We start from the raw sequence: 23,413 nt of genomic DNA, 5'->3' as shown, positions 1-23,413 counted from the left end.
TCCGCGGTCACCGCGGAAAATCGTGCACAAATCGCTGATCGCTAGCCCTGCTGGGCTGCCATCGCCTCGGCGATCTCCTCCGGGCTGACCACGCGCACGGTCTGCGCCAGCGACCAGTGGTGCCCGAACGGGTCCTCCACCTGGCTGTAGCGGTCACCCCAGAACATGTCCTGCGGGGCCATCAGTTCGCGTGCGCCGGCGTCGATGGCGCGCTGGTAGGCCGCGTCGACGTCGGGCACCTGCAGGTGGATGGTGACGGGCGTGCCACCGAAGGCCGTCGGGGTCTGCGACTTGCCGCCACACATCTCCGGGAAGTCGTCGTTGAGGTAGACGTTCGACCCGTTGATGGTCAGTGCGGCGTGCATGAGCTTGCCGTCGGGCCCGGGCACCCGGCCGAGCTCGGTGGCGCCAAAAGCCTTGACGTAGAAGTCGATTGCAGCGGCGCCGTCGCCGACGACGAGGTGCGGGGCGAGGAAGGTCTGGGACTCGGTCATCGTGTTCTCCTCAGAGCGGTACTGCGCGGATTGGGGTCATTTGTTATGACCATCTCCAACGCTACTTCTCATCGGTGACAAGAAATCGAGCCCGAAATGCCTCGCGGTGTCAGCTGTGCGCGATGCTGTCCCAGCCGGCCACCGAGTCCGCGGGACGGGGCTGTGGGCCGACGTAGATGGCCGCCGGGCGGACCAGCTTGCCGAGGCGTTTCTGCTCCAGGATGTGCGCGCACCAGCCCGCGGTGCGGCCGCAGGTGAACATGGCGGGCATCATCGCGCTGGGCACCTGGGCGAAGTCCAGGATCACCGCGGCCCAGAACTCGACGTTGGTCTCGATGGCCCGGTCGGGACGGCGCTCGCGCAGCTCGGCGAGGGCGGCCTGCTCCAGCGCGGCGGCGGCCTCGAAGCGCGGGGCGTCCAGGCGCTTGGCCGTGGCGCGCAGCACGCGGGCCCGCGGGTCCTCGGCGCGGTACACGCGGTGCCCGAAGCCCATCAGCTTTTCCTTGCGGTCCAGGATGCCCTTGACCACGGCCCGGGCATCGCCGGTGCGCTCGGTCTCCTCGATCATCGGCAGCACACGGGCGGGGGCACCGCCGTGCAGCGGGCCGCTCATGGCGCCGATCGCGCCGGACAGTGACGCGGGCACGTCGGCCCCGGTGGACGCGATGACGCGCGCGGTGAAGGTGGACGCATTCATGCCGTGCTCGGCGGCGCTGACCCAGTAGGCGTCGATGGCCTCGATGTGCCGCGGGTCCGGCTCACCCTGCCAGCGAGTCATGAAACGTGCTGTCACAGTGGGGCATTCGTCGACGATGCGCTGCGGCACGGCGGGCCGGTAGATGCCGCGGGCCGACTGGGCGACGAACGACAGCGCCGTCACCGACGTCTGGGCCAGCTGATCGCGCGCGGTGTCGTCGTCGATATCCAGCAGCGGCTTGAAGCCCCACAGCGGGGCGAGGGTGGGCAGTGCGGCCTGGACGTCGACGCGGACGTCGCCCGAGTGCACGTGCAGCGGGAAGGGTTCGGCGGCCGGTAGGCCCCGGCCGAACTCGCCGTCCACCAGCAGCGCCCAGACGTCGCCGAACGTGACGCGGTGGCTCACCAGGTCCTCGATGTCGACGCCGCGGTAGCGCAGGGCGCCGCCGTCCTTGTCCGGTTCGGCGATCTCGGTCGTGAAGGCCACGACGCCTTCCAAGCCGGCGACGAAGTTCTCGGGGATCTGCGGCGTCGACACTGACGTTGCCTCTGTCATGCCGAAATTGTTCCACTAGCGGGTGGGCCGAGGGCTACCGGCCGGTAACAAACGGTCAGACGACGGAGAAACCAGCAGGTAGACCACCGCGTCCGGTGAGCGCCGGCAGCACTTCCGCGGCCTGACCCGTCAGCGCCGCGATCTGCGCTGCCAGCACGGTGGCGTCGTGCAGCGCCGCGTCGGGCAACCCGGCGTCCATTCCGGTGGCCCGCGCGATGTCGAGGCTGTGCACCGTCAGCTCGAACACCCGCGTCGGCAGGTAGTTGCTCAGCCGGATGCCCAGACCGCCGATCACGGTGATCAGGGGGTCGCCAGCCCCGTCCAGGTCGGTCCGGACCTGGCGCAGCAGGTCGGTGACCTTGGCGGCGGGGTCGGTCCCCAGGTTGCGCCCGGCCTCCCGGCCGCGTTCGACGATGTCGGGGCTGCCGGTGGCGTAGCCGCGCATCAGCGCGTAGTAGTGCGCCGGTCCGGTCACGTCCTCCCGGTCGGCGGGCGTGCGCAGGTAGGCGCTGACGGTGATCAGCGACCGCGAGGTGTGCCCCACCAACGCCCGCAGATCCCAGTCGCCCAGTCCGGGACCGTCCCAGGCCGTGGCCGGAATTCGTGCCACCAGGTCCGCGAAAGCTGTTGCCGCCGAGACGAATACTGAATGGTCCCGGGGTGCGTCTGACGCCATGTCTGCATTGTGTCACCGCATGGGCGTACCGTCGCCGATCATGGCATCCGATCACGTGGAGCAGTCGGCGGATCATCTGGCCCGGATGCGGGTCGAATACGGGTCGACAGAGAAGGACGGCAGCGTCGACCTCGACGCCGACTGGCTGGACCGGGGCTGGTTGGCGTTGTTCCGCGACTGGATGGCCGACGCCGTGCAGGCCGGGGTCTCCGAACCCAACGCGATGGTGCTGGGCACCGTCGATGCGCAGGGCCACCCCGTCACCCGGTCGGTGCTGTGCAAGTCGATCGAGGAGACGGGCATCTCCTTCTACACCAACTACGACTCCGACAAGGGCGACCAGCTGGCGGCGGTGCCCTACGCGTCGGCGACGTTCCCCTGGTACCTGCTGGGCCGTCAGATCCACATCCGTGGTCCGGTGACGAAGGTCGACGCGGCGCACACCGCCGAGTACTGGTCGAAGCGGCCGCGTGGTTCGCAGCTGGGGGCGTGGGCGTCACACCAGTCAAAATCGATTGCCTCGCGGGCGGCGCTGCTGGAACAGTTGCGTGACGTGACCGAGCGATTCGCCGACGTGCCGGACGTGCCGGTGCCGCCGAACTGGGGCGGCTACCTCATCGCCCCGGAAGTGATCGAGTTCTGGCAGGGCCGAGAGAACCGGGTACACAACAGGATTCGCATCACCGGCGACCGCATCGAACGGCTCCAGCCCTGAGAGGTCTGATCGCCGACACCACACCGCTGCGCAACCCCGACTACCGCCGCCTGTGGGGGTCCAGCGTCGTCACGGTGATCGGCGCCAACCTGACGATCTTCGCGGTGCCCGTCCAGCTGTACGCGCTGACGCAGAACTCGGCGTACGTCGGGCTGGCGGGCGTGTTCAGCGTGGTGCCGCTCATCGTGTTCGGCCTGTGGGGCGGCGCCTGGGCCGACGCGATGGACCGTCGGCGGCTGCTGATCATCGCGTCGTGCGGGCTGGCGGTCGCGTCGGTGCTGCTGTGGGTGCAGGCCGCCGCCGGGCTGAACAACGTCTGGCTGGTGCTGTGTCTGCTGTCGGTGCAGCAGGCGTTCTACGCGATCAACTCACCGACCCGCTCGGCTGCCATCCCACGGATGCTGCCGGCCGAGCAGTTGCCTGCCGCCAACTCGCTCAACATGACGGTGTTCCAGGCCGGCGCGATCATCGGCCCACTGCTGGCCGGCGTCCTGCTGCGGTGGGTGGATCTGTCGACGCTGTATTTCATCGACGCCCTCACCACGATCGCGCCGATCTGGGCCACGTTCCGGCTCACCCCGATGCCACCCGAGCACTCGCCCGACGACGACACCTCACGCTGGGGCTTCGCGGCCGTGCTGGACGGTTTCCGCTACCTGTCGGGCAACCGCGTCGTCCTCATGTCTTTCGTGGTCGACCTCATCGCGATGATCCTCGGCATGCCGCGGGCGCTGTTCCCGCAGATGGCCCACGAGAACTTCGGCGGGCCGGTCGCGGGCGGGACGGCGATGGCGCTGTTGTCGGCGGCGATGGCCGTCGGCGCGGTCGCGGGCGGGGTGTTCTCGGGATGGCTGCCCCGGGTTCGCAGACAGGGTCTGGCGGTCGTGGTCTCGATTGTCGTGTGGGGCGCGGCCATGGCCGGTTTCGGGCTGGCGGTTGGCCACGCCACCGGCCGGCCCGACGGATTCCTCTGGATCGCCCTGGTGCTCTTGGCTGTCGGCGGCGCCGCCGACATGGTCTCGGCGGTGTTCCGGAGCACGATCCTGCAGGAAGCCGCATCCGACGAGCTGCGGGGCCGTTTGCAAGGCGTGTTCACCGTGGTGGTCGCGGGCGGTCCGCGGATTGCTGACGCGGCGCACGGCGCGGCGGCCGCGGTGGTGGGGACCACGGTGGCCGCGACGGGCGGTGGCGTCCTGGTGGTGGTCGGCGTCGTCGTCTCGGTCCTGGTGGTACCCGCGTTCGTGCGCTATCGGGTGGCTCGCAACTGATGCTTGACAGCGGGGTTATGGCGACCCGAGCAAGCACATAGTTCTCTTAACGACTACCGTCTAGTCCCGGACGTTTCACCTGCCGACACTGCAAGTCGACACCGCAAAAGGGGTTCAAGTGGCCGACACCTCCAGCTCTGACGACGTAGCCAACCTCCGGTATCCCGGGGGCGAGGTCGATCTCAAGATCGTGCGCGCCACCGAGGGATCGGACGGCATCGAGCTCGGCTCGCTGCTGGCCAAGACTGGTTACACCACGTACGACGGTGGTTTCGTCAATACCTCGGCCACCAAGAGCGCCATCACCTACATCGACGGTGACGCCGGCATCCTGCGCTACCGCGGGTACCCGATCGAGCAGCTCGCCGAGAAGTCGAACTTCATCGAGGTCAGCTACCTGCTGATCTACGGGGAGCTGCCGACGGCCGCCGAACTCGAGGCGTTCACCACCAAGATTCAGCGGCACACCCTGCTGCACGAGGACCTCAAGCGGTTCTTCGACGGCTTCCCGCGCAACGCGCACCCGATGCCGGTGCTGTCGTCGGCGGCCAACGCGCTGAGCGCCTACTACCAGGACTCGCTCGATCCGAAGGATCCCGAGCAGGTCGAGCTGTCGACCATCCGCCTGCTGGCCAAGCTGCCCACCATCGCGGCCTACGCCTACAAGAAGTCGGTCGGTCAGCCGTTCCTGTACCCGGACAACTCGCTGAACCTGGTCGAGAACTTCCTGCGCATGACGTTCGGCCTGCCGGCCGAGCCGTACCAGGTGGACCCGGAGCTGGTCCGCGCCCTGGACATGCTGTTCATCCTGCACGCCGACCACGAGCAGAACTGCTCGACGTCGACGGTGCGTCTGGTCGGCTCGTCGCAGGCCAACCTGTTCACCTCGATCTCCGGCGGCATCAACGCGCTGTGGGGCCCGCTGCACGGCGGCGCCAACCAGGCCGTGCTGGAGATGCTGGAGAAGATCCGCACCGAGCACAGCGATGTCCGCGACTTCGTCAAGAAGGTCAAGAACCGCGAAGACGGCGTGAAGCTCATGGGCTTCGGCCACCGGGTCTACAAGAACTACGACCCGCGGGCGCGCATCGTCAAGGAGCAGGCCGACAAGATCCTCGGCAAGCTGGGCGGCGACGACGAGCTGCTGGACATCGCCAAGTCGCTGGAGGAGATCGCCCTCACCGACGACTTCTTCGTCGAGCGCAAGCTGTACCCGAACGTCGACTACTACACCGGCGTGATCTACCGGGCCATGGGCTTCCCGACCCGCATGTTCACGGTGCTGTTCGCCCTCGGCCGCCTGCCGGGCTGGATCGCGCACTGGCGCGAGATGAGCGCCGACCCGAGCACCAAGATCGGCCGTCCGCGCCAGATCTACACCGGCTACACCGAGCGGGATTACCCCAACCACTGAGTTTCACCGAGACGGCCCCTTGCGCACTGTGCGTGAGGGGCTTTCTCTTTTCCCATTTCCCGCGAGCTTGCCGCGTTCTCTTTTCCCCCGAGCTTGCCGCGTTTTCTTTTCCCGCGAGCGGCCGTGTTTGTACGGCAACATGCCGCCTTTTGCGTTCCATTCGAGGCCGCTCGCGGGCGCCGAGCGCGCGCGTCCTGCCCGTGTCGCCAATGTCACGCCGAAACTCCGTTGCCTCAGCAACGGTTGTAGTTTCACAATGGTTGTGTGAATACAACTATCGACGCGCTCACCTCACGGCGCAAGACGATCATCCTGATCTCCTGCTGCCTGAGTCTGCTGATCGTGTCGATGGACTCCACCATCGTGAACGTCGCCATCCCGTCGATCCGCCGCGACCTCGGCGCGAGCGCCGCCGAGATGCAGTGGGTCGTCGACGTCTACACGCTGGTGCTGGCGTCGCTGCTGATGCTCTCGGGCGCCGCCGGTGACCGGTTCGGCCGTCGGCGGGTATTCCAGATCGGCCTGACGATCTTCGCGTTCGGTTCCCTGCTGTGCAGCCTCGCGCCGACCGCGGACGCGTTGATCGCCGCCCGCCTGGTTCAGGGCATCGGCGGCTCGATGCTCAATCCTGTTGCCCTGTCGATCATTTCGCAGGTCTTCACCGGTCGGGTGGAGCGGGCCCGGGCACTCGGTTTCTGGGGCGCGGTCGTCGGTATCTCGATGGCGCTGGGCCCGACCGTCGGTGGCCTGCTGATCCACGCCGTCGGCTGGCGGTCGGTGTTCTGGATCAACCTGCCGATCTGTCTGGCCGCCATCGTGCTGACCGCGATCTTCGTCCCCGAGAACAAGTCGGGCACCATGCGCGACGTCGACCCGATCGGCCAGGGGCTCGCGGTGGTGTTCCTGTTCAGCCTGGTCTTCACCCTCATCGAGGGGCCGGGGATGGGCTGGAGCCACCCCCGCACCGTGGCCATCGCGGTGCTGGCGGCCGTCGCCCTCGTCGGCTTCCTGCGCTACGAGCGCCGGCGCCACGACCCGTTCATCGATCTGCGCTTCTTCCGCAGCATCCCGTTCGCCGGCGCCACCGTGACGGCTGTGTTGGCACTGACCGGCTGGGGCGCGTTCCTGTTCATGATGTCGTTCTACCTGCAGAACGAGCGGCACTACTCGGCGATGCACACCGGCATCATCTATCTGCCCATCGCCATTGGTGCCCTGGTCTTTTCACCGTTGTCCGGACGGATCGTCGGCCGCTACGGTGCCCGGCCGTCACTGATGGTCGCCGGTGTCCTGATGGCCTCGGCCGCCCTCATGCTGACGACGCTGACCGCGACGACGCCCATGTGGCGAGTGGTCGTCATTTTCGCGGTGTACGGCATAGGGTTCGCGATGATGAATGCGCCAGTGACCAACGCCGCCGTGAGCGGCATGCCGGTGGAGCGCGCCGGCGCCGCGGCGGCGGTGACGTCTACCAGCCGCCAGGTGGGCGTGAGTATCGGTGTGGCACTGTGCGGTTCTATCGCCGGCTCGGCCCTGGCCGGCAGCGGCGTCGACTTCGCGACGCAGGCCCGGCCGCTGTGGTGGATGTGCGTCGCGATCGGCGTCGCGGTCGCCGTCCTCGGCTTCGCCTCGACCTCGCCGCGTGCACTGCGCTCCGCGGAGCGGCTGGCGCCACTGATCGAGGGATCGCGTGAGCCGGAGCCGGCCGGTGTCCACTGATCCGCTGGCCGACGAGGTCTGGCAGACCATGGCCGCCGTCGTGGTCGAGAACCGCGACAGCTGGAAACGTGCGGTGGTCGAGCAGACCGGATTGCCCTTCAGTCGGGCCCGGATTCTGCGCCGGCTGGATGCCAAGGCCATGACGGCCAAAGAGATCGCCGCCGCGACCGGCATGGACGCGCCGGCCACCACCGTCGCGATCAACGACCTCGAAGAACGCGGACTGGTTGTGCGCCAACCGGATCCGGAGAACCGGCGCTGCAAACTGGTGTCACTGACGGACGCCGGGGGCGCGGTGCTGCGCGGCATCGGCCAGATCGATGACCCGGCCCCGCCGGTGTTCGCCACGCTGGACGCCGACGAGCTCACCACACTCCGCGACCTGCTGAGCCGGCTGCGCCGCCACTAGGGGTGCGGTTCCCGTCCACCCGCGGCAGGTGCCCGACTACGGTGGTCCCGTGGCAAACACCAAACCTGAGATCGAATTCCCGGACGGCCCGGCACCTGACACGCTGGTGATCGAGGACGTCATCGTCGGCGACGGTGCCGAGGCGGTGCCCGGCGGCAACGTCACGGTCCACTACGTGGGCGTCGAGTACGACACCGGTGAGGAGTTCGACAGCTCCTGGAACCGCGGCGAGACCATCGAATTCCCCCTGCGCGGCCTGATCCAGGGCTGGCAGGACGGCATCCCCGGGATGCGCGTGGGCGGCCGGCGCAAGCTGACCATCCCGCCCGCACAGGCCTACGGTCCCGCCGGTGGCGGGCACCGCCTGTCCGGCAAGACGCTGATCTTCGTCATCGACCTCGTCGGCGTCCGCTGACCTGATCGACTTTCTGTCGGGCTTAGAGCCCGGCGGTTGTGGCGTGTCATGGCGGCAACGCGCCGTCTCCACAGCTGCCGGGCTCTAGGCTCGATCTTGTTTCAGGGAGGGTTGTCGCGATGCCGGACACAGCTGACGTCATCGAGCCGTCCGGCAGCGTTCGTCGCCTCGGCACGCGCGGCAGGGTGGCGGTGCTGGCGGTCGTGGTGGCCGTCGTCGCCGCCGTCGGCTGGGTGGTGTTCGGCACCTCGGACGAACACCGGGCCCCGAGTTCCATCGCGGCCTCGGCGGTACCGACATCGGCACAGCCCGAGCTCACCTCCGCGCCGTTCGCGCTGGCCCGCGACGGCAACACCATCACGCTGACGGGCAGCCTCGCCAACACCCGGTCGAAGTCCGAACTGGCCGCCGCGGTGAAGGCGCAGTGGCTCAACGCCAGCCTCGACGACAAGACCACCGTCGTCGACGGTGCCGGGACCCCGGACATGGCGGCCATCGGCAACGTCCTGTCCGCCGCCGATGCCATCACCGACTTCGGGCTGTCCATCGACGGCGCCACCATCACGCTGATGGGGACGGCGCCCAACCTCGACGTCGCCGGTGAGGTGCAGAGCGCCGCGGCGCTGTCGTTCCCCGGGGCGAAGCTGGCCAACAACATTCAGATTCCGGCGCCAGGTGGTCCGGTGGCGCCGCCTGCGCAGGCGCCCTCGTCGGCTCCCGCGCCTGCACCCGCGCCCGCTCCGTCACCGGCCGGCGGCCGCTGTGCGAAGGTGCAGGCCGAGGTCACCGAACTGCTGCGCACCCCGATCAGTTTCGTCACCGGCGGCTCGCAGATGACGGGGGAGTCCCGCCGGCTGCTGGGGCAGGTCGCCGACAAGATCCGGGCCGGCTGCCCGAACGGTGCGGTCACCGTGATCGGCTACACCGACAACCAGGGCAGTGACGCCGTCAACCTGAAGCTCAGCGACACCCGGGCCAAAGCCGTTGCCGCCGCGCTGGTTTCGAACGGTGTGCTGGCGGCGAACATGACGGCCCGCGGGGCCGGCTCCGCCAACCCCATCGCCGACAACGGCACCGAAGAAGGCCGCGCGAAGAACCGGCGGGTCGAGATCACCGTCGGCTGAGCGGGCCGGCGGTTGAGTGTGCGTCCTCGCTGAGCCCTACTCGCACATCTGCACCCAGGATGCAGGGTCAACTCGACTTCAGAGCCGAGGACGGTTGACCCTGAACTGACGGCGCACCGCACTCGAACAAATGCGCCCTGGATACAGGGTCAATGTGGAAGTCCTCAGTGATGCCCGGGCAGTCGCAGCAGCAGCCGCGTCCCGCCGAGCGGACTGGTCTCCAATGTCGCGGTGCCGCCGTGCAATTCGGCCTGCTGGGCCACCAGCGCCAGGCCCAGCCCGGAGCCCGAGTGCGACGCGGTGGAACCGCGATTGAACCGTCCGAAGACCCTCAGGCGCTCCTCTTCGGGTACGCCGCAGCCGTCGTCGTCGACGGCGATCTCGACCCCGGCGCGCGAAGTGACCGCCGACAGCTGAACTTTCGACGCACCGCCGTGCTTGACGGCGTTGGCGATCGCGTTGTCGACCGAAAGCCGCAGTCCGGCAGGCAGTCCCACGATGATGATGGTCGGCGCCGGCACCAGCGACACCTCCAGGTCGGGGTACACGCGCATGGCATCGTGCGCGGCGCGGTCCAGGAGTTCGGTGATGTCCACGGGCACATGGTCATCGACGGTGGACAGCTCGCCCTGTGCCAGCCGCTCCAGCGCCCACAGCGTGGTCTCGATGCGCGACTGCGTGCGCACGACGTCGCCCAGCACTTCCTTGCGCTGCTCGTCGGGAAGGTCGAGCGTGCTGAGGATTTCGACGTTGGTGCGCATCGCGGTGAGCGGGGTGCGCAGCTCGTGCGCCGACACCGCCGCGAAGTCACGGGCCGACGCCAGCGCGGCCTTGGTCCGGCCCTTCTCTTCCCACACGCGGTCCACCAGACCCTTGACCGCGTCGGCGATCTCGACGGCCTCGGTGGCGCCGCGGACGTCGATGTGCGGGGCGTCGCCTTCCGGATCGATGTCGCGCGTCTGCTGCGCCAGCCGTTTGAGCGGACGTACCGCGAACGCGGCCAGCGCCCAGCCCGCGACGGCGGCCGCACCAATAGCGAACGCGCACAACGCGATCACCCGGCGATGCAGATTGTTGGTGTCGACGATCGTGGCGTCATACGTGGCGCCGACCGCCACCAGCATCGGGTCCGGCATGTGGATCTGCACCGTGCGCACCCGGTAGCGGATGCCGTTGACGTCGGTGTCGGCGTAGCCGACCGGTAGCTCGGGCAGCACGACATTCGAGTTCGAGCTGACCTGGCCGTTCCGGCGTGCCGTGATGACGACGTTCTCGTCGTGCGGTGGCCGCGGAATCTCGTCGAGCCCGCGCGGCAGGAACGGGATCGCGAAGCCGGCGGCCTCGTCGAGGCGGCGGTCCAGGCGTTCCTTGCGGTCGTTGGTGATGCCGATCCACACGATGGTGCCGACGATCCCGACCACGATGGCCGCGGCGATACCGGTGGCGAACGCGACGCGCGACTGCAGCGACGGAGTGCGACGGAAGACGCGCGCCAGGATGTTCACGGGCTACTGCTGCCGGTTCTTCGCGCAGGCGCTCATCAAGGCACTCTGTTCTTCGCGCAGGCGCTCATCACTGCTGCCTGAGCACGAACCCCACACCGCGGACCGTGTGCAACAGTCGCGGCGCACCGTTGGCCTCCAGCTTGCGGCGCAGGTAGCCGATGAACACGTCGACGACGTTGGTGTCGGCGGCGAAGTCATAGCCCCACACCAGCTCCAGCAGCTGGGCGCGGGACAGCACGGCGGTCTTGTGCTCGGCCAGCACGGCCAGCAGGTCGAACTCGCGCTTGGTCAGGTCGACGTCGGCGCCGTTGACGCGGGCCCGCCGGCCCGGGATGTCGACCTCGAGCGGCCCGACCGAGATGGTCTCCGACGAGAACGTCGCCGTCGCGCCGCGGCGGCGCAGCAGCGCCTTGACGCGCGCGACCAGCTCTGCCAGCACGAACGGCTTGACCAGGTAGTCGTCGGCGCCGGCTTCCAGCCCCGCGACCCGGTCGTCGACCGAGCTGCGGGCCGACAGCACACACACCGGTACGTCGTTGTCCATGGCGCGCAGCGCGGTGACGACGCTGACGCCGTCGAGCACCGGCATGTTGATGTCCAGAATGATGGCATCCGGCCGGAATTCGGTGGCACTGCGCAGGGCCTCGGCGCCGTCGACGGCGGTCGACACCTCGAAGCCGGACAGCCGCAGGCCACGCTCCAATGAGGCCAGCACGTCCGGGTCGTCGTCGACTACGAGCAGGCGGGGGGAGGCGCTTCCGCTATCCATATGCCTCATCTTGCCCGATGGCCCACTGTTATTGACGGAGGCACGTCTGGCAGCCGCTATTCGGTGCTAGCATCCGGCGCTTATGGGGCCTGTGTCGCCGCGAGTCATCGTCCAACCCGATGATGGCGTGCAGCCGGTGCGGGATTTCATCGCATCGGCGCAGAAGTCGTTGCTCATCAAGCAATTCACGTTCACCGAACCGTCGCTCGTGGCGGCGGTCATCGAGCGCCACCAGGCGGGTGTCGACGTGCGCGTCATGCTGAACCCGGCCCGCTCGGGCGGCGACCGCGCCAATGACGAGACGTTCGAACAGTTCTCGGATGCCGGCGTCAACGTCCAGTGGTCCAACCCGACGTTCTACGTGACGCACGAGAAGTCGATCGTCGTCGACGGGGCGGCGGCGCTCGTGGCCACGTTCAACCTGTGCGAGAAGTACTTCACCCTCACGCGTGACTACGGCTTCATCACCACCGAGCCGGACCACGTCGCGCAGATTGTCGAGGTGTTCGACGCCGACTGGTCCCACACCGATTGGGAGCCGTCGCAGTATCACGGGCTGCTGTGGAGCAACTCGAATTCGCGGTACCACATGGCGAAATTCATCGACACCGCCGAACACCGGCTGCGCATCCAGCACCCCAAGTACGTCGACGCCGTCATCCTCGACCACATCGCGGCCGCGGTGGGCCGCGGCGTCAACGTCCATGTGCTGTGCGGTGGCAAGCACGGCATCAGCGACTGGGACATCCTCGACACGTTCGCCTCGCTGCGCACCCTGCGCCGGTTCGGCGCGAAGGTGCGCAAGCAGAAGAACCTGCGCGTGCACGCCAAGCTGGTCATCGTCGACGACCACGAAGCGCTCGTCGGCTCGATGAACATCGACCGCAGCGCCTTCGACCTGCGCCGCGAACTGGGCGTGATGGTCAAGGACCCGGACGCCGTCGCGCAGCTGTCGCAGGTGTTCGACGCCGACTGGGAGACCTCGCACCACTACGAGCCGCCGGATCCGCTGGACTCGTCGCAGCATCACGAAGACGACTTCCCGCACGACCCCGAGCTGGTCCATGAGTGAGCAGATCGACTCGACGGCCCAACGGGTTTCGTTGTTCGAGTTGGTCCTGACGTTCAACCACATCGCGCTGGCGTCGTTCGGCGGCGGGCTGTCGGCCTGGTCGCGCGAGGTGCTGGTGGTGGAGAAAGGCTGGCTCGGGGACGCCGAGTTCCTCTCGGCCACAACGATGTGCCGCATCCTGCCCGGCGCCAACCAGGTCAACATGGCGGTGTTCGCCGGCACCAAGATGCGTGGCTTCCCCGGTGCCGCCGCCGCGGTGTTCGGCTTGTGCGCCATGCCATTGGTCATCGTGCTGGCGTTGTCGTTCGTCTACTTCCGGTTCAAGGAAGTGCCCGCCGTCAAGGGCGTGCTGCACGGTGCATCGGCGGCCGCGGTCGCCCTGACCCTGACGATGGTGCTCAAGACGGGCCAGAAGTGCCTGACGGGCGTGGTGCCGGTCCTGCTGTTCGCAGGCGCCTTCGTGCTCAACGGCGTGCTGCGGTTCCCGCTGCTGGGGACGCTCGCGATCCTGGCGCCGCTGAGCCTGCTGTGGGCATGGCCGCGCGAGCGCGGCAACGGGCCAGGGCCGCGGGACCGCGCCGCAGCGGCATGAGCACCCCACGATGAGTACCGCGGCGCTTTCCACCTACATCCAGCTCATCGGGCTGTTCGGGATGCTGTCGCTGCTGTCCATCGGCGGCGGCAACGTCGTGCTGCCGGAAATGCACATCAACGCCGTCAACGGCAGGCACTGGCTGACCGACAACCAGTTCGCCGACCTGTTCTCCATCTCGCAGACCGCGCCGGGCCCGAGCATCCTGATCGTCTCGATGGTCGGCTACGGCGCCGGCCTGAAAGAGGGCGGGATTCCCGGCGCGATCATCGGCGGTGTCGTCTCGATGGTCGCGATGGTGGTGCCGGCCGCCGGTTTCGTCTACATCATCACGTTGATCTGGCAGAAGGCCGAACGCTCCAAACTGCGCCGCGCGGTCGAGAAGGGTTTCGCCCCGCTCACGGTCGGCCTCATCCTGGCGGCATCGCTGGTCATGAGCCGTGCCGCTGACCATGACTGGCGCGCCTACACCGTCACCGCGGTGTGCACCGTGATCTTCATGCGCACCAAGCTCAATCCGCTGATCGTGGTCGCTGCCGCCGGCTTCGTCGGGTACCTGGGTTTCATCTGACCTGGTCGTGCCGCCGCGCACCGGGTTTGTCGGTGGCACGTGCGAGCATTGAAGTTGTTGTGTCTGATGTAGCCCAGCCCCTGCAGTCGGCTCCGGCGATCGCTCCGGTGCCGCAGCGTCGGCGTGCGTCGGCGGACCTGCTGCGCCTGCTGCCGTATCTGCGGCCGTACCGCGGCCGCTGGGCCGCCATGCTGCTCACCGCGTTCGCCGGTCTGGGCGTGACGGTGTCCATCCCGCTGGTGACCAAGGCCGTGATCGACGGCCCGGTGCGGCACCAGGACCAGCCGGGCCTGTGGGTGCTCGGTTCGGCCGCGCTCGCGCTGGGGCTCGTCGAGGCGGTGCTGTGGTTCATCCGGCGCTGGCTCGGGGCCCGCGCGACCATGGGCGTCGAGGCAGACATCCGCAAGGAGCTCTACGCGCGGCTGCAGATCCTGCCCATGTCGTTCCACCGGCAGTGGCAGTCCGGGCAATTGCTGTCGCGGGTGATGAACGACCTTGGCACCATTCGCCAATTTCTCGGCTTCGGCCTGCTGTTCTTGGTGCTCAACACGATTCAGATCATCGTGGTGACCGGCATCCTGCTGACCATGTACTGGCCGCTGGGCGTGGTGGTGCTGGCGTCGGTGCTGCCGGTGTCCGTCACGATCTTCAGGTTCGAGCGGCAGTTCACCGTGCTGTCGCGGCAGGCGCAGGACCAATCCGGCCATGTCGCAACACATGTCGAGGAGTCGGCCCTGGGCTTGCGGGTGATCAAGTCGTTCGGCCGCGAGGACTACGTCTACCAGCGGTTCGACGAGCGGGCGACGGCCCTGTACGACGCCGAGGTCGGCAAGGTGGCGGTGTCGGCGCGCTTCTGGACGCTGCTCGAGGTCATCCCCAACCTGACGCTGATCTTCGTGCTCGGGTTCGGTGCGTACGCGGCCGGCCACGGTCAGGTCACCATGGGCACGCTGGTTGCGTTCATCACCATGATGCTGTCGCTGGTCTGGCCCATCGCGTCATTGGGCTTCCTGCTGTCGATGATGCAGGAGTCCATGACGGCCGCCAATCGGGTCGCCGAGATCTTCGACGCGCCAGTGGATATCAGCGACGGACCGGTCGACAGCGTGCCGCGCGGTGGGCATCTGGAGCTGCGTGACGTCGGCTTCCGTTTCCCCGACGCCGAACCCGACGACTGGGCGCTGCGCCACGTGTCGGTGACGGTCGAGCCGGGGCAGACGCTGGCGCTCGTCGGCGCCACCGGCTCCGGCAAATCGGTTCTCGCCGCGCTGTTCTCACGACTGTACGACGTCACCGAGGGCGCGATCCTGCTCGACGGACGAGACATCCGCGAGCTGTCGCTGCCCGCCCTGCGGACGGCCGTGGCCACCGCCTTCGAGGACCCGACACTGTTCTCGATGTCGGTCGTCGAGAACCTCACCCTCGGCCGCGGCGCCGACAACCCGGCCGCCGACGACGAGATTCGCGCGGCGATCGACATCGCCGCCGCCCAGTTCGTCTACGACCTGCCGTTCGGTCTCGACACCCGCATCGGCGAGCAGGGCATGAGCCTGTCCGGCGGTCAGCGGCAACGTCTTTCGCTGGCCCGCGCCATCCTCGCCGCGCCGTCGTTGCTGGTGCTCGACGACACGTTGTCGGCCCTGGACATGCACACCGAAGCGGAGGTCACCGTCGCGCTGCGGCGGGTGCTGACGGCGGTGACGGGCATCGTGGTGGCGCACCGCGCGTCCACCGTGCTGCTGGCCGACCGGGTCGCGCTGTTGCAGGACGGCACCATCACGCGCATCGGCACCCATGCCGAACTGCTCGAGCGGGCGCCCGAATACCGCTACCTGCTGTCCGCCGACGACGAGCTCGACGACGGCTGCGAGCGCAGCTGTGATTGGGAACAGGACGCCGAACGCGAGCGGCTCGAGCAGCTGTATCTGGAGCAGACCGATGAGTCCGAAGAGGTGCGGAGGCGATGAGCACCGAGAGCTGGCGCGGCCAGACCGTCGAGGCTGCCGAGGACCTGCCCATCGACGAGAACGTCTCGCGGCGTCGCGAGGCGCGGTCCCTGTTGGGTTCGTTGCTCAAGCCGTACCGGTTCGCGGTCCTGCTGCTGGCGCTGGTCGTCGTGGTGGAAAACGGTGCGCGCCTGTCGGTTCCGCTGCTCGTGCAGCGCGGCATCGACCACGGCATCCCGCCGATCCTGCAGGGCGGGCCGGCCCGTGAACTGCTGCAGATCGTCGCGGCCCTGTGCGGCGTCGTGGTGCTGCAGGCCACCTTCCGACTGTTCTTCCTCAACAGGTCGGGCCGCATCGGCCAGAAGGTGCTCCTGGAGCTGCGCCGCCGGGTGTACCGGCAGTTCCAGCGCCTCGACGTCGCCTTCCACGACCGCTACACCTCGGGCCGCGTGGTGAGCCGGTCCACCAACGACATCGAAGCCATTCAGACCATGCTGTCGACGGGTTTCGACAGCCTCATCACCGCGGTGCTCACCCTGGGCGGCACCGCGGTACTGCTCGTCACGCTCGACGTGCGGCTCGGGCTGATGTGCCTGGGCGCCTTCCCGCTCCTGGTGCTGCTGGTCGCCTGGTTCCGGCGCGAATCATCGAAGACGTACCGCACCGTCCGCGAACGCGCGGCCCTGGTGATCGTCCAGTTCGTCGAAACCATGACGGGCATCAAAGCGGTGCAGGCCTATCGGCGCGAGCCCCGCAACCAGGAGATCTTCGACGACGTCGTCGACGACTACCGCGTCATCAACGAACGCACCATGACCCTGCTCGCGGTGTTTATGCCCGCGGTCAAACTCATCGGCAACGTCACCACGTCGGTGGTACTGCTGTACGGCGGCTACCTGGTGCTGCACGGCCGCATGACGATCGGCACGCTGACGGCCTTCCTGCTGTACCTGCGCATGTTCTTCGAACCGATGCAGGAGATTTCGCAGTTCTTCAACACCTTCCAGTCGGCGGCGTCGGCGCTGGAGAAGCTGGCCGGGGTGCTCGGGCAGCAGCCGGGGATCATGGACCCCACTGACCCCGTCGCGCTCACGGCGGTCAAGGGCGACATCGCTTTTCGGGGCGTCAGCTTCGGCTACAGCCCGGAACGTCCGGTGCTGCCCGAACTGGATCTGACGGTGCCCGCGGGGCAGACGGTCGCCCTCGTCGGGGCCACCGGCGCGGGCAAGACGACCATCGCCAAGCTCATCGCGCGCTTCTACGATCCGGTGACCGGCACGGCCACCCTCGACGGCATCGACCTGCGGTCGATCGCCCAGGCCGAGCTGCGCCGACACGTCGTGATGGTGACGCAGGAGAACTTCATGTTCGCCGGCACCGTCGCCGACAACATCCGGTTCGGGCGCCCCGACGCCACCGACGCCGAGATCCGCGCGGCCGCGGAAGCCGTTGGCGCGGACCGGTTCATCGACAATCTGCCGGACGGTTACGACACCGACGTCGCCAATCGGGGCGGACGGCTGTCAGCGGGCCAACGCCAGTTGGTCGCGTTCGCCCGCGCGTTCCTGGCGGACCCCAAGGTGCTGATTCTCGACGAGGCGACGTCGTCGCTGGACATTCCGACCGAGCGCCTGGTGCAGCGCGCGCTGGCGACCGTGCTGGCCGGGCGGACCGCGCTCGTCATCGCGCACCGGCTCTCCACCGTGCAGTCCGCGGACCGGGTCCTGGTTCTCGACGGCGGCCGCATCGTCGAGGACGGTGCGCCCGACGATCTGGTCGCCCAGAACGGACGCTACGCGGCGCTGCACCGCGCGTGGATCGACTCGCTGGCCTGACCGGTCAGGGAATCAGCCGCAGCTGCCGCGCCTTCGACACCGCCTCGTGCCGGCTGTGGGTGCCGAGTTTCGTGGCAGCACTGCGCAGATAGCTCTTGACGGTCTCCGGCTTCAGGGAAAGCCGTTGGGCAGCTTCGGTATTGGTGCACCCCAGCGCAATCTGCGCCAGCACGTCGAGTTCGCGCGGGCTCAGCGGACCGGCCATTGCGGGCCCACCGGCCAGCGCCTCGGCCAGCCGGTCGGCGAGACCGCCGAGATCGTTCGGTTCGACGGGCGCGCCCCCGGCCGCCAGCCGTCGCAGTTCGGCGTGCACCTGGCGGATGTGTTCGGTGTTCACCGCCGTGTCGGCGGCCGGGGCCTGCTGCAGCCGCAGCCGGCGGTCCACTTCGTCGCGAATCGTCAGCTCGTCCGACAGGCGCTGCGCCGACGCCATGATCAGGTCGACGGCCCGGCCGCCGAACGGTGCACTGGACCGGTAGGCGCCGTAGAGCACCGCCCGGGCCCGGCCATCGACGACGACCGGCACCGCCAGCACCGACCGGATGCCCTCGGAGAGCACCGGCATGTCGTAGTCGTGCGTGATGGACGGCGCGTGCCGGTAGTCGGCTACCGCGAGCGGCTGGCCCGAGACCATGCTGGCACCGCCGAGTCCGCACGTCGAGCGCACCGTCAACCCCCGGAGACCACCGCCGCGCGTGCCGTAGAACTCCGTGATCAGCAGCGCGTCGTCGTGCACCTCGCCGCCGAACATCACCGGCACCGCGCCCTCTGAACCGAGACGCCGCAGCTCGGCGCGGACCGCGTCGGTATCGCGCGGGCGCAGCAGGGACGGGCCGGTCGTCACGGTCAGTACCCTCTTTCGGGGGTAGCGGGCGGATGGGTGTGACGTAGATCCTACGTTCATGGCGACAGAGGCTGTGATCACGACCAACACCGAGCAGTACCGAGCGGCCCGGGACCGGCTCGTGGCGTCGATCGGTGACTACTCGCAGGCCGTCGATTCGTTCAGCTGGCCGCGGCTGACCGGCACCTTCAACTGGGCCACCGACTGGTTCGACGTCATCGCCTGCAGCCCCGAGCGGGCCGGGCAGACGGCGCTCTGGATCACCGAAGAAGGCGGCGACGAGCAGCGCTACACCTTCGCGGAGATGGCCGACCGGTCCGACCGGGTCGCGACGTGGCTGCAGGCGCTGGGCGTGGGCCAGGGCGACCGCGTCATCGTCATGCTGGGCAACCAGGTCGAGTTGTGGGAGTCGATGCTGGCGGTGGCCAAGCTCGGCGCGGTGGTGATGCCGACGACCGGGGCCCTGGGCCCGGCCGATCTGGCCGACCGGATCACCCGCGGCGGGGCGGGCTTCGTGGTGACCAATGCCGCGGACGCGGACAAGTTCGCGTCCGTCGACGGGCAGTACGTCGGCATCGTCGTCGGGGATGCGGTGCCCGGCTGGCACCGGTATGCCGATGCGTATCAAGCGGTTTCGGCGGGGCCGTTCCGCGCCGTCACCGACGTCGACGACCCGCTGCTGGTCTACTTCACCTCGGGCACCACAAGCAAGCCCAAACTCGTTGAGCATTCGCAGATTTCGTATCCCGTCGGTCACCTGTCCACGATGGCCTGGATCGGGGTGACGCCCGGCGACGTCCACCTGGCGATCAGCTCACCGGGCTGGGCCAAGCACGCCTGGAGTTGTGTCTTCGCGCCGTGGATCGCCGAGGCGACGATATTCGTCTACAACTACAGCCGCTTCGACGCCGCCGCGCTCATGGGGCAACTGCGCCGCGCCGGCGTCAACACCTTCTGCGCACCACCGACGGTGTGGCGGATGCTGATCCAGGCCGACCTCGGCACCAAACCCGAAGGGCTGCGCGAGATTCTGGGCGCCGGCGAGCCGCTGAACCCCGACGTCATCGCCAAGGTGCAGGACGCCTGGGGCCTGACCATCCGGGACGGCTTCGGCCAGACCGAGACCACCCTGCTGGTGGGCAACACTCCGGGGCAGCCGGTCAAGGCCGGATCGATGGGCCGGCCGATGCCGGGTGTGCCCGTGGTGTTGGTCGATCCGCTGACCGGCGAGCCGGCCGACGAGGGCGAGATCTGCCTGGAGCTGGGCGCGCGGCCGCTCAACCTGATGACGGGTTATCTCGGTGACCCGCAACGCAATGCGGCCGTCATGGCCGGCGGTTACTACCACACCGGTGACGTGGCCTCCCGCGACAGTGACGGCTACATCACGTATATCGGCCGCACCGATGACGTGTTCAAGTCGTCGGATTACAAGGTGTCGCCGTTCGAGCTGGAGAGCGTGCTCATCGAGCATCCCGCGGTGGTGGAAGCCGCGGTGGTGCCGCAGCCCGACGACACCCGGCTCGCCGTGCCGAAGGCGTACGTCTGCCTGGCTGCCGGCTGGAGTGCCGATGCGGACACCGCGCGGTCGATCATGGAATTCGCCCGTGACCACCTGGCGCCGTACCTCAAGGTTCGGCGGGTGGAGTTCTTCGATCTGCCCAAGACGATTTCCGGCAAGATCCGGCGCGTTGACCTGCGCAAGCGCGAAGATCAAGCGCATGCGGCCGGCACCCCGATCGCATCGGAATACCGCTACGAGGATCTGGTGAACTGATGCTGAGCTACGACGCGGGCCCCACCGACACCCCGATCCTCGAAGAGACCATCGGGGCCAACTTCGAGCGCACCGTCGCGGCCCATCCGGACACTCTCGCGTTGGTCGACCGCGGGCAGGGACTGCGGTACGCGTATGCCGAACTCAACGCCGAGGTCGACTTGATCGCCCGCGGCCTGATGGCCCGCGGCATCGAGAAGGGCGACCGCGTCGGCATCTGGTCGCCGAACTGTGCGCAGTGGATCGTGACGCAGCTCGCGACGGCCAAGATCGGCGCCATCCTGGTCAACGTGAATCCGGCGTACCGGGTGCACGAACTTGCCTACGCGCTCAACCAATCCGGGATGCGTCTGCTGATCTCGGCGACGTCGTTCAAGACGTCGGACTACGCGGCGATGATCGACGAGGTGCGGCCGCAGGTCCCGGGCCTGGGTGACGTCGTCTTCCTGGACGGCGCGGACTGGGATCGGTTGCGTGCCGACAGCGCGACGGTCGGTGCCGACGCCTTGGCGGCCCGGCATGCCGCGCTGTCCAACACCGACCCGATCAACATCCAATACACTTCGGGCACAACCGGATTCCCGAAAGGTGCGACGCTGTCGCACCGCAACATCCTGAACAACGGCTACTTCACGACCGAAGGTATCAACCTGCGGGCGGGGGAGCGGTTGTGTGTCCCGGTGCCGTTCTATCACTGCTTCGGCATGGTGATGGGTGTGCTCGGCTGCATGAGTCATGGTGCGGCCGTGGTGATCCCGGCCCCCGGCTTCGACCCGGCCGCAACGCTCGATGCCATCGAGGCCGAGCAGTGTGCCGGCGTCTACGGCGTGCCGACAATGTTCATCGCGATGCAGAACCATCCGTCGTTCGCCGGGCGGGACCTGTCGAGCCTGCGCACCGGCATCATGGCCGGCTCGGTATGTCCCGTCGAGGTGATGAAGCACTGCGTCTCGGACATGCACATGGCCGAGGTGGCCATCGCGTACGGCATGACGGAGACCTCGCCGGTGTCGTGCCAGACGTTGATCGATGACGACCTGGACCGACGGACCGCGACCATCGGGCGGGCGCACCCGCACCTGGAGGTCAAGGTCGTCAACCCGGAAACCGGCGAGACGGTCGAGCGCGGCGAGCCGGGGGAGTTCTGCACCCGCGGCTACTCGGTGATGCTGGGCTACTGGAAGGGTGACGGGAAGGCCACTGCGCACGCGAGGAGCGAATACAACCGAGGGCCAATCGATTCCGAGGGCTGGATGCACACCGGCGATCTCGCGGTGATGCGGGCCGACGGCTACTGCGCCATTGTCGGACGCATCAAGGACATGGTGATCCGCGGCGGCGAGAACGTGTACCCGCGCGAGATCGAGGAGTTCTTGTACACCCACCCGGACATCGAGGACGCGCAGGTGATCGGCGTGCCCGACGCCCGCTATGGCGAGGAGATCTGCGCATGGCTGCGGATGCGGCCCGGTGCGGCGCCGCTGGACGCCGCCGCCATCCGGGAGTTCACCGCGGATCGGCTGGCGCACTTCAAGATTCCGCGCTACGTGCACATCGTCGATGAGTTCCCGATGACCATCACCGGCAAGGTCCGCAAGGTCGACATGCGCGCCGAGAGCATCCGCATCTTCGGTCTCGAGCAGCCTTAGCGCGAGGTTCTCCAGCCGCGAACGTGCAGCCAGGCCCTGTTCCCGACGGCGTATTCAAGGGATCGATGCAACAGTTGGCGGATTCAACAGTAGTTCGTCGAGGGCTTCGGCGGGTGTTCTCCAGTTCAGGGTTGCGCGGGGTCGGCCGTTGAGTTCGGCGGCGACGTTGTCCAAGATGCCCGGGCCGTGCAGCGACAGGTCGGTGCCTTTCGGAAAATACTGGCGCAGTAAGCCGTTAGTGTTCTCGTTGGTGCCACGCTGCCACGGTGAATGCGGATCGCAGAAGTAGATTCTTAGGCCGGTGGCCTTGGCGATCGTGGCATGGTTGGCCATCTCTTTGCCCTGATCCCAGGTCAACGCGCGGCGCAGATGCTCGGGCAGTTCAGCCATTTTGGCCACAATGGCCTCCTGCACCGCGAGTGCGCCGTGATTATCGGGCAGGTGCAGCAGCATCACGAAGCGAGTGCTGCGCTCGACCAGGGTGCCGATCGCCGACCCCGAAACGGTGCTGCCAATGATCAGATCACCCTCCCAGCTCCCCGGCACCGCGCGGTCGGAGAAGGCGGCGGGACGGTCGCTGATCATGACCATGTCCCGGATACGGCCGCGCCGTTCCCCAGAAACATTCTGGGAGCGGCGAACTGCCCGCCCGGTGCGCAAACACTGGTGCAGCTCGCGGCGCAGCGAGCCCCGTCCTTGCACGTAAATGGCCTGGTAGATGGCCTCGTGTGACACCCACATCTCCGGATCGTCGGGGAAATCCTCGCGCAGCCGGCGAGCGATCTGCTGCGGGCTGTGCCGCAGCTTCAACCGAGTCTGCACCTCGTTACGGAGCCTGTCATCGAGGGCCAACCGGCCCGCCTTGGGACGCCGGGCGCTCTCGGCGCTGCGATCGTGCGCACTCAGAGCCCGGTAGTGCACAGTGGCACTGCGGCCGCCTTGGCGGGCCCCGAACGCATGTTTACGCCGATACCCCGACTTGCGCCCCTCATAGCGGTTACGCAGCTCGCAGTTGTTGTCGACCTCACGCTTGATCGTCGAGGGTGCCCGCCCCAGACGCCGCGCGATCGACCGCAACGACTCTCCGGTACGCACACCGACCTGGATCTCGATGCGTTCTTCTAACGCCAGCCGCCGCCGAGGGCCCGACGAATGAGGCTGGTAATCACAAGGTTTCACCCCACCAGCGTCACGGAACCATCGCTGCCCGCAGCCCTCTGACACACCGACGGCTAGCCCGGCATCCCCCGGACTAAACCCCTGCCGGACAAGAACCCAAAACGTCCGCATCCGTGCCCGCAACACCAGATTGGAACCCACAACACTCCTCAATCAGACGGGTGTTGCATCGATCCCTTGAATACGCC

General features: G+C 68.0%; 21 protein-coding genes. 14 read left to right on the top strand and 7 right to left on the bottom strand.

Annotation, left to right across the window (positions count from 1 at the left end; translation table 11 throughout):
* Positions 1 to 41: 41 nt before the first annotated feature.
* The 3 genes from BR47_RS0117625 to BR47_RS0117615 form a co-directional block, all read right to left on the bottom strand.
* Positions 42 to 494: a VOC family protein gene (locus BR47_RS0117625; protein ID WP_020098902.1), complete on the bottom strand. Its 453-nt coding sequence runs from the start codon at positions 492 to 494 to the stop codon at positions 42 to 44.
* Positions 495 to 603: 109 nt separating this feature from the next.
* A complete protein-coding gene (locus BR47_RS0117620) occupies positions 604 to 1,746 on the bottom strand; it encodes a citrate synthase 2 (protein ID WP_036427554.1) in 1,143 nt (380 codons plus the stop codon).
* Positions 1,747 to 1,801: 55 nt separating this feature from the next.
* A complete protein-coding gene (locus tag BR47_RS0117615) occupies positions 1,802 to 2,422 on the bottom strand; it encodes a maleylpyruvate isomerase N-terminal domain-containing protein (protein WP_029120316.1) in 621 nt (206 codons plus the stop codon).
* 40 nt (positions 2,423 to 2,462) lie between these two features.
* Here BR47_RS0117615 and pdxH point away from each other — a divergent pair, with 40 nt between their 5' ends.
* The 7 genes from pdxH to arfA all read left to right on the top strand — a co-directional run bounded on the left by pdxH (position 2,463) and on the right by arfA (position 9,486).
* A complete protein-coding gene (gene pdxH / locus BR47_RS0117610) occupies positions 2,463 to 3,137 on the top strand; it encodes a pyridoxamine 5'-phosphate oxidase (protein ID WP_036427574.1) in 675 nt (224 codons plus the stop codon).
* Positions 3,134 to 4,405 (top strand): MFS transporter, encoded by a 1,272-nt coding sequence (locus BR47_RS0117605; protein ID WP_029104646.1) that lies wholly within the window; start codon positions 3,134 to 3,136, stop codon positions 4,403 to 4,405. The genes pdxH and BR47_RS0117605 overlap by 4 nt, the downstream gene beginning before the upstream one ends.
* A gap of 118 nt (positions 4,406 to 4,523) precedes the next feature.
* Complete coding sequence (locus BR47_RS0117600) at positions 4,524 to 5,819, top strand: citrate synthase (RefSeq protein WP_020098907.1); 1,296 nt, start codon at positions 4,524 to 4,526, stop codon at positions 5,817 to 5,819.
* A gap of 264 nt (positions 5,820 to 6,083) precedes the next feature.
* Positions 6,084 to 7,538 (top strand): MFS transporter, encoded by a 1,455-nt coding sequence (locus BR47_RS0117595; protein ID WP_029120314.1) that lies wholly within the window; start codon positions 6,084 to 6,086, stop codon positions 7,536 to 7,538.
* Positions 7,528 to 7,947, top strand: a complete 420-nt coding sequence (locus BR47_RS0117590) for a MarR family winged helix-turn-helix transcriptional regulator (RefSeq protein WP_029104647.1) — start codon at positions 7,528 to 7,530, stop codon at positions 7,945 to 7,947. Before BR47_RS0117595 ends, BR47_RS0117590 begins: the two co-directional genes overlap by 11 nt.
* 49 nt (positions 7,948 to 7,996) lie before the next feature.
* Positions 7,997 to 8,362, top strand: coding sequence for an FKBP-type peptidyl-prolyl cis-trans isomerase (locus BR47_RS0117585; RefSeq protein WP_036427573.1), 366 nt, complete (start codon positions 7,997 to 7,999; stop codon positions 8,360 to 8,362).
* 119 nt (positions 8,363 to 8,481) lie between these two features.
* The gene (gene arfA / locus BR47_RS0117580) at positions 8,482 to 9,486 is read left to right on the top strand and encodes a channel-forming protein ArfA/OmpATb (protein ID WP_051634872.1); all 1,005 of its coding nucleotides are present in this window, start codon (positions 8,482 to 8,484) and stop codon (positions 9,484 to 9,486) included.
* Between the two features lie 164 nt (positions 9,487 to 9,650).
* Here the strand turns inward: arfA and BR47_RS0117575 are convergent, their stop codons facing one another.
* Both BR47_RS0117575 and BR47_RS0117570 read right to left on the bottom strand, forming a co-directional pair.
* Positions 9,651 to 10,991: a sensor histidine kinase gene (locus BR47_RS0117575; RefSeq protein ID WP_029120311.1), complete on the bottom strand. Its 1,341-nt coding sequence runs from the start codon at positions 10,989 to 10,991 to the stop codon at positions 9,651 to 9,653.
* Positions 10,992 to 11,058: 67 nt separating this feature from the next.
* A complete protein-coding gene (locus BR47_RS0117570; RefSeq protein WP_029104649.1) occupies positions 11,059 to 11,769 on the bottom strand; it encodes a response regulator transcription factor in 711 nt (236 codons plus the stop codon).
* Between the two features lie 73 nt (positions 11,770 to 11,842).
* Between BR47_RS0117570 and BR47_RS0117565 the strand changes: the two genes are divergently transcribed.
* From BR47_RS0117565 to BR47_RS0117545, 5 genes are read left to right on the top strand one after another with little or no spacing between them, the layout of a single operon-like run.
* Positions 11,843 to 12,832: a phospholipase D-like domain-containing protein gene (locus BR47_RS0117565; RefSeq protein ID WP_029120310.1), complete on the top strand. Its 990-nt coding sequence runs from the start codon at positions 11,843 to 11,845 to the stop codon at positions 12,830 to 12,832.
* Positions 12,825 to 13,424 carry a chromate transporter gene (locus tag BR47_RS0117560; RefSeq protein WP_029120309.1) on the top strand — a complete coding sequence of 200 codons (600 nt, stop codon included), beginning with the start codon at positions 12,825 to 12,827 and terminating at the stop codon, positions 13,422 to 13,424. The genes BR47_RS0117565 and BR47_RS0117560 overlap by 8 nt, the downstream gene beginning before the upstream one ends.
* Before the next feature lie 10 nt (positions 13,425 to 13,434).
* Positions 13,435 to 13,995 (top strand): chromate transporter, encoded by a 561-nt coding sequence (locus tag BR47_RS0117555; RefSeq protein ID WP_020098916.1) that lies wholly within the window; start codon positions 13,435 to 13,437, stop codon positions 13,993 to 13,995.
* 59 nt (positions 13,996 to 14,054) lie between these two features.
* Positions 14,055 to 15,962: an ABC transporter ATP-binding protein gene (locus BR47_RS0117550; protein ID WP_231506733.1), complete on the top strand. Its 1,908-nt coding sequence runs from the start codon at positions 14,055 to 14,057 to the stop codon at positions 15,960 to 15,962.
* Positions 15,959 to 17,776, top strand: coding sequence for an ABC transporter ATP-binding protein (locus BR47_RS0117545; RefSeq protein WP_029120307.1), 1,818 nt, complete (start codon positions 15,959 to 15,961; stop codon positions 17,774 to 17,776). Before BR47_RS0117550 ends, BR47_RS0117545 begins: the two co-directional genes overlap by 4 nt.
* A 4-nt stretch (positions 17,777 to 17,780) precedes the next feature.
* On the opposite strand, the gene BR47_RS0117540 is transcribed toward BR47_RS0117545, so the two are convergent.
* Positions 17,781 to 18,620: a LuxR C-terminal-related transcriptional regulator gene (locus tag BR47_RS0117540; RefSeq protein ID WP_029120306.1), complete on the bottom strand. Its 840-nt coding sequence runs from the start codon at positions 18,618 to 18,620 to the stop codon at positions 17,781 to 17,783.
* 76 nt (positions 18,621 to 18,696) lie between these two features.
* On the opposite strand from BR47_RS0117540, the gene BR47_RS0117535 reads away from it, so the two are divergent.
* Positions 18,697 to 20,397, top strand: coding sequence for an AMP-binding protein (locus BR47_RS0117535; protein ID WP_029120305.1), 1,701 nt, complete (start codon positions 18,697 to 18,699; stop codon positions 20,395 to 20,397).
* Positions 20,397 to 22,046 (top strand): AMP-binding protein, encoded by a 1,650-nt coding sequence (locus tag BR47_RS0117530; protein WP_029120304.1) that lies wholly within the window; start codon positions 20,397 to 20,399, stop codon positions 22,044 to 22,046. The genes BR47_RS0117535 and BR47_RS0117530 overlap by 1 nt, the downstream gene beginning before the upstream one ends.
* Before the next feature lie 54 nt (positions 22,047 to 22,100).
* Here BR47_RS0117530 and BR47_RS0117525 read toward each other — a convergent pair whose 3' ends face one another.
* On the bottom strand, positions 22,101 to 23,336 hold the full coding sequence (locus BR47_RS0117525) for an IS30 family transposase (protein WP_051634881.1): 1,236 nt from the start codon (positions 23,334 to 23,336) through the stop codon (positions 22,101 to 22,103).
* Positions 23,337 to 23,413 lie beyond the last annotated feature (77 nt).

This window comes from Mycobacterium sp. UNC410CL29Cvi84 (genome assembly GCF_000686745.1).
GTDB lineage: Bacteria > Actinomycetota > Actinomycetes > Mycobacteriales > Mycobacteriaceae > Mycobacterium > Mycobacterium mucogenicum_B.
Note: the sequence above shows the minus strand (reverse complement) of the source record. Positions and strands in the feature narration are given on the sequence as shown.

Coding starts and splice junctions, on each gene's coding strand:
- BR47_RS0117625 (WP_020098902.1), bottom strand. CDS start 494: ATGACCGAGTCCCAGACCTTCCTCGCCCCGCACCTCGTCGTCGGCGAC.
- BR47_RS0117620 (WP_036427554.1), bottom strand. CDS start 1,746: ATGACAGAGGCAACGTCAGTGTCGACGCCGCAGATCCCCGAGAACTTC.
- BR47_RS0117615 (WP_029120316.1), bottom strand. CDS start 2,422: ATGGCGTCAGACGCACCCCGGGACCATTCAGTATTCGTCTCGGCGGCA.
- pdxH (WP_036427574.1), top strand. CDS start 2,463: ATGGCATCCGATCACGTGGAGCAGTCGGCGGATCATCTGGCCCGGATG.
- arfA (WP_051634872.1), top strand. CDS start 8,482: ATGCCGGACACAGCTGACGTCATCGAGCCGTCCGGCAGCGTTCGTCGC.
- BR47_RS0117570 (WP_029104649.1), bottom strand. CDS start 11,769: ATGAGGCATATGGATAGCGGAAGCGCCTCCCCCCGCCTGCTCGTAGTC.
- BR47_RS0117565 (WP_029120310.1), top strand. CDS start 11,843: ATGGGGCCTGTGTCGCCGCGAGTCATCGTCCAACCCGATGATGGCGTG.
- BR47_RS0117560 (WP_029120309.1), top strand. CDS start 12,825: ATGAGTGAGCAGATCGACTCGACGGCCCAACGGGTTTCGTTGTTCGAG.
- BR47_RS0117555 (WP_020098916.1), top strand. CDS start 13,435: ATGAGTACCGCGGCGCTTTCCACCTACATCCAGCTCATCGGGCTGTTC.
- BR47_RS0117545 (WP_029120307.1), top strand. CDS start 15,959: ATGAGCACCGAGAGCTGGCGCGGCCAGACCGTCGAGGCTGCCGAGGAC.
- BR47_RS0117530 (WP_029120304.1), top strand. CDS start 20,397: ATGCTGAGCTACGACGCGGGCCCCACCGACACCCCGATCCTCGAAGAG.
- BR47_RS0117525 (WP_051634881.1), bottom strand. CDS start 23,336: ATGCGGACGTTTTGGGTTCTTGTCCGGCAGGGGTTTAGTCCGGGGGAT.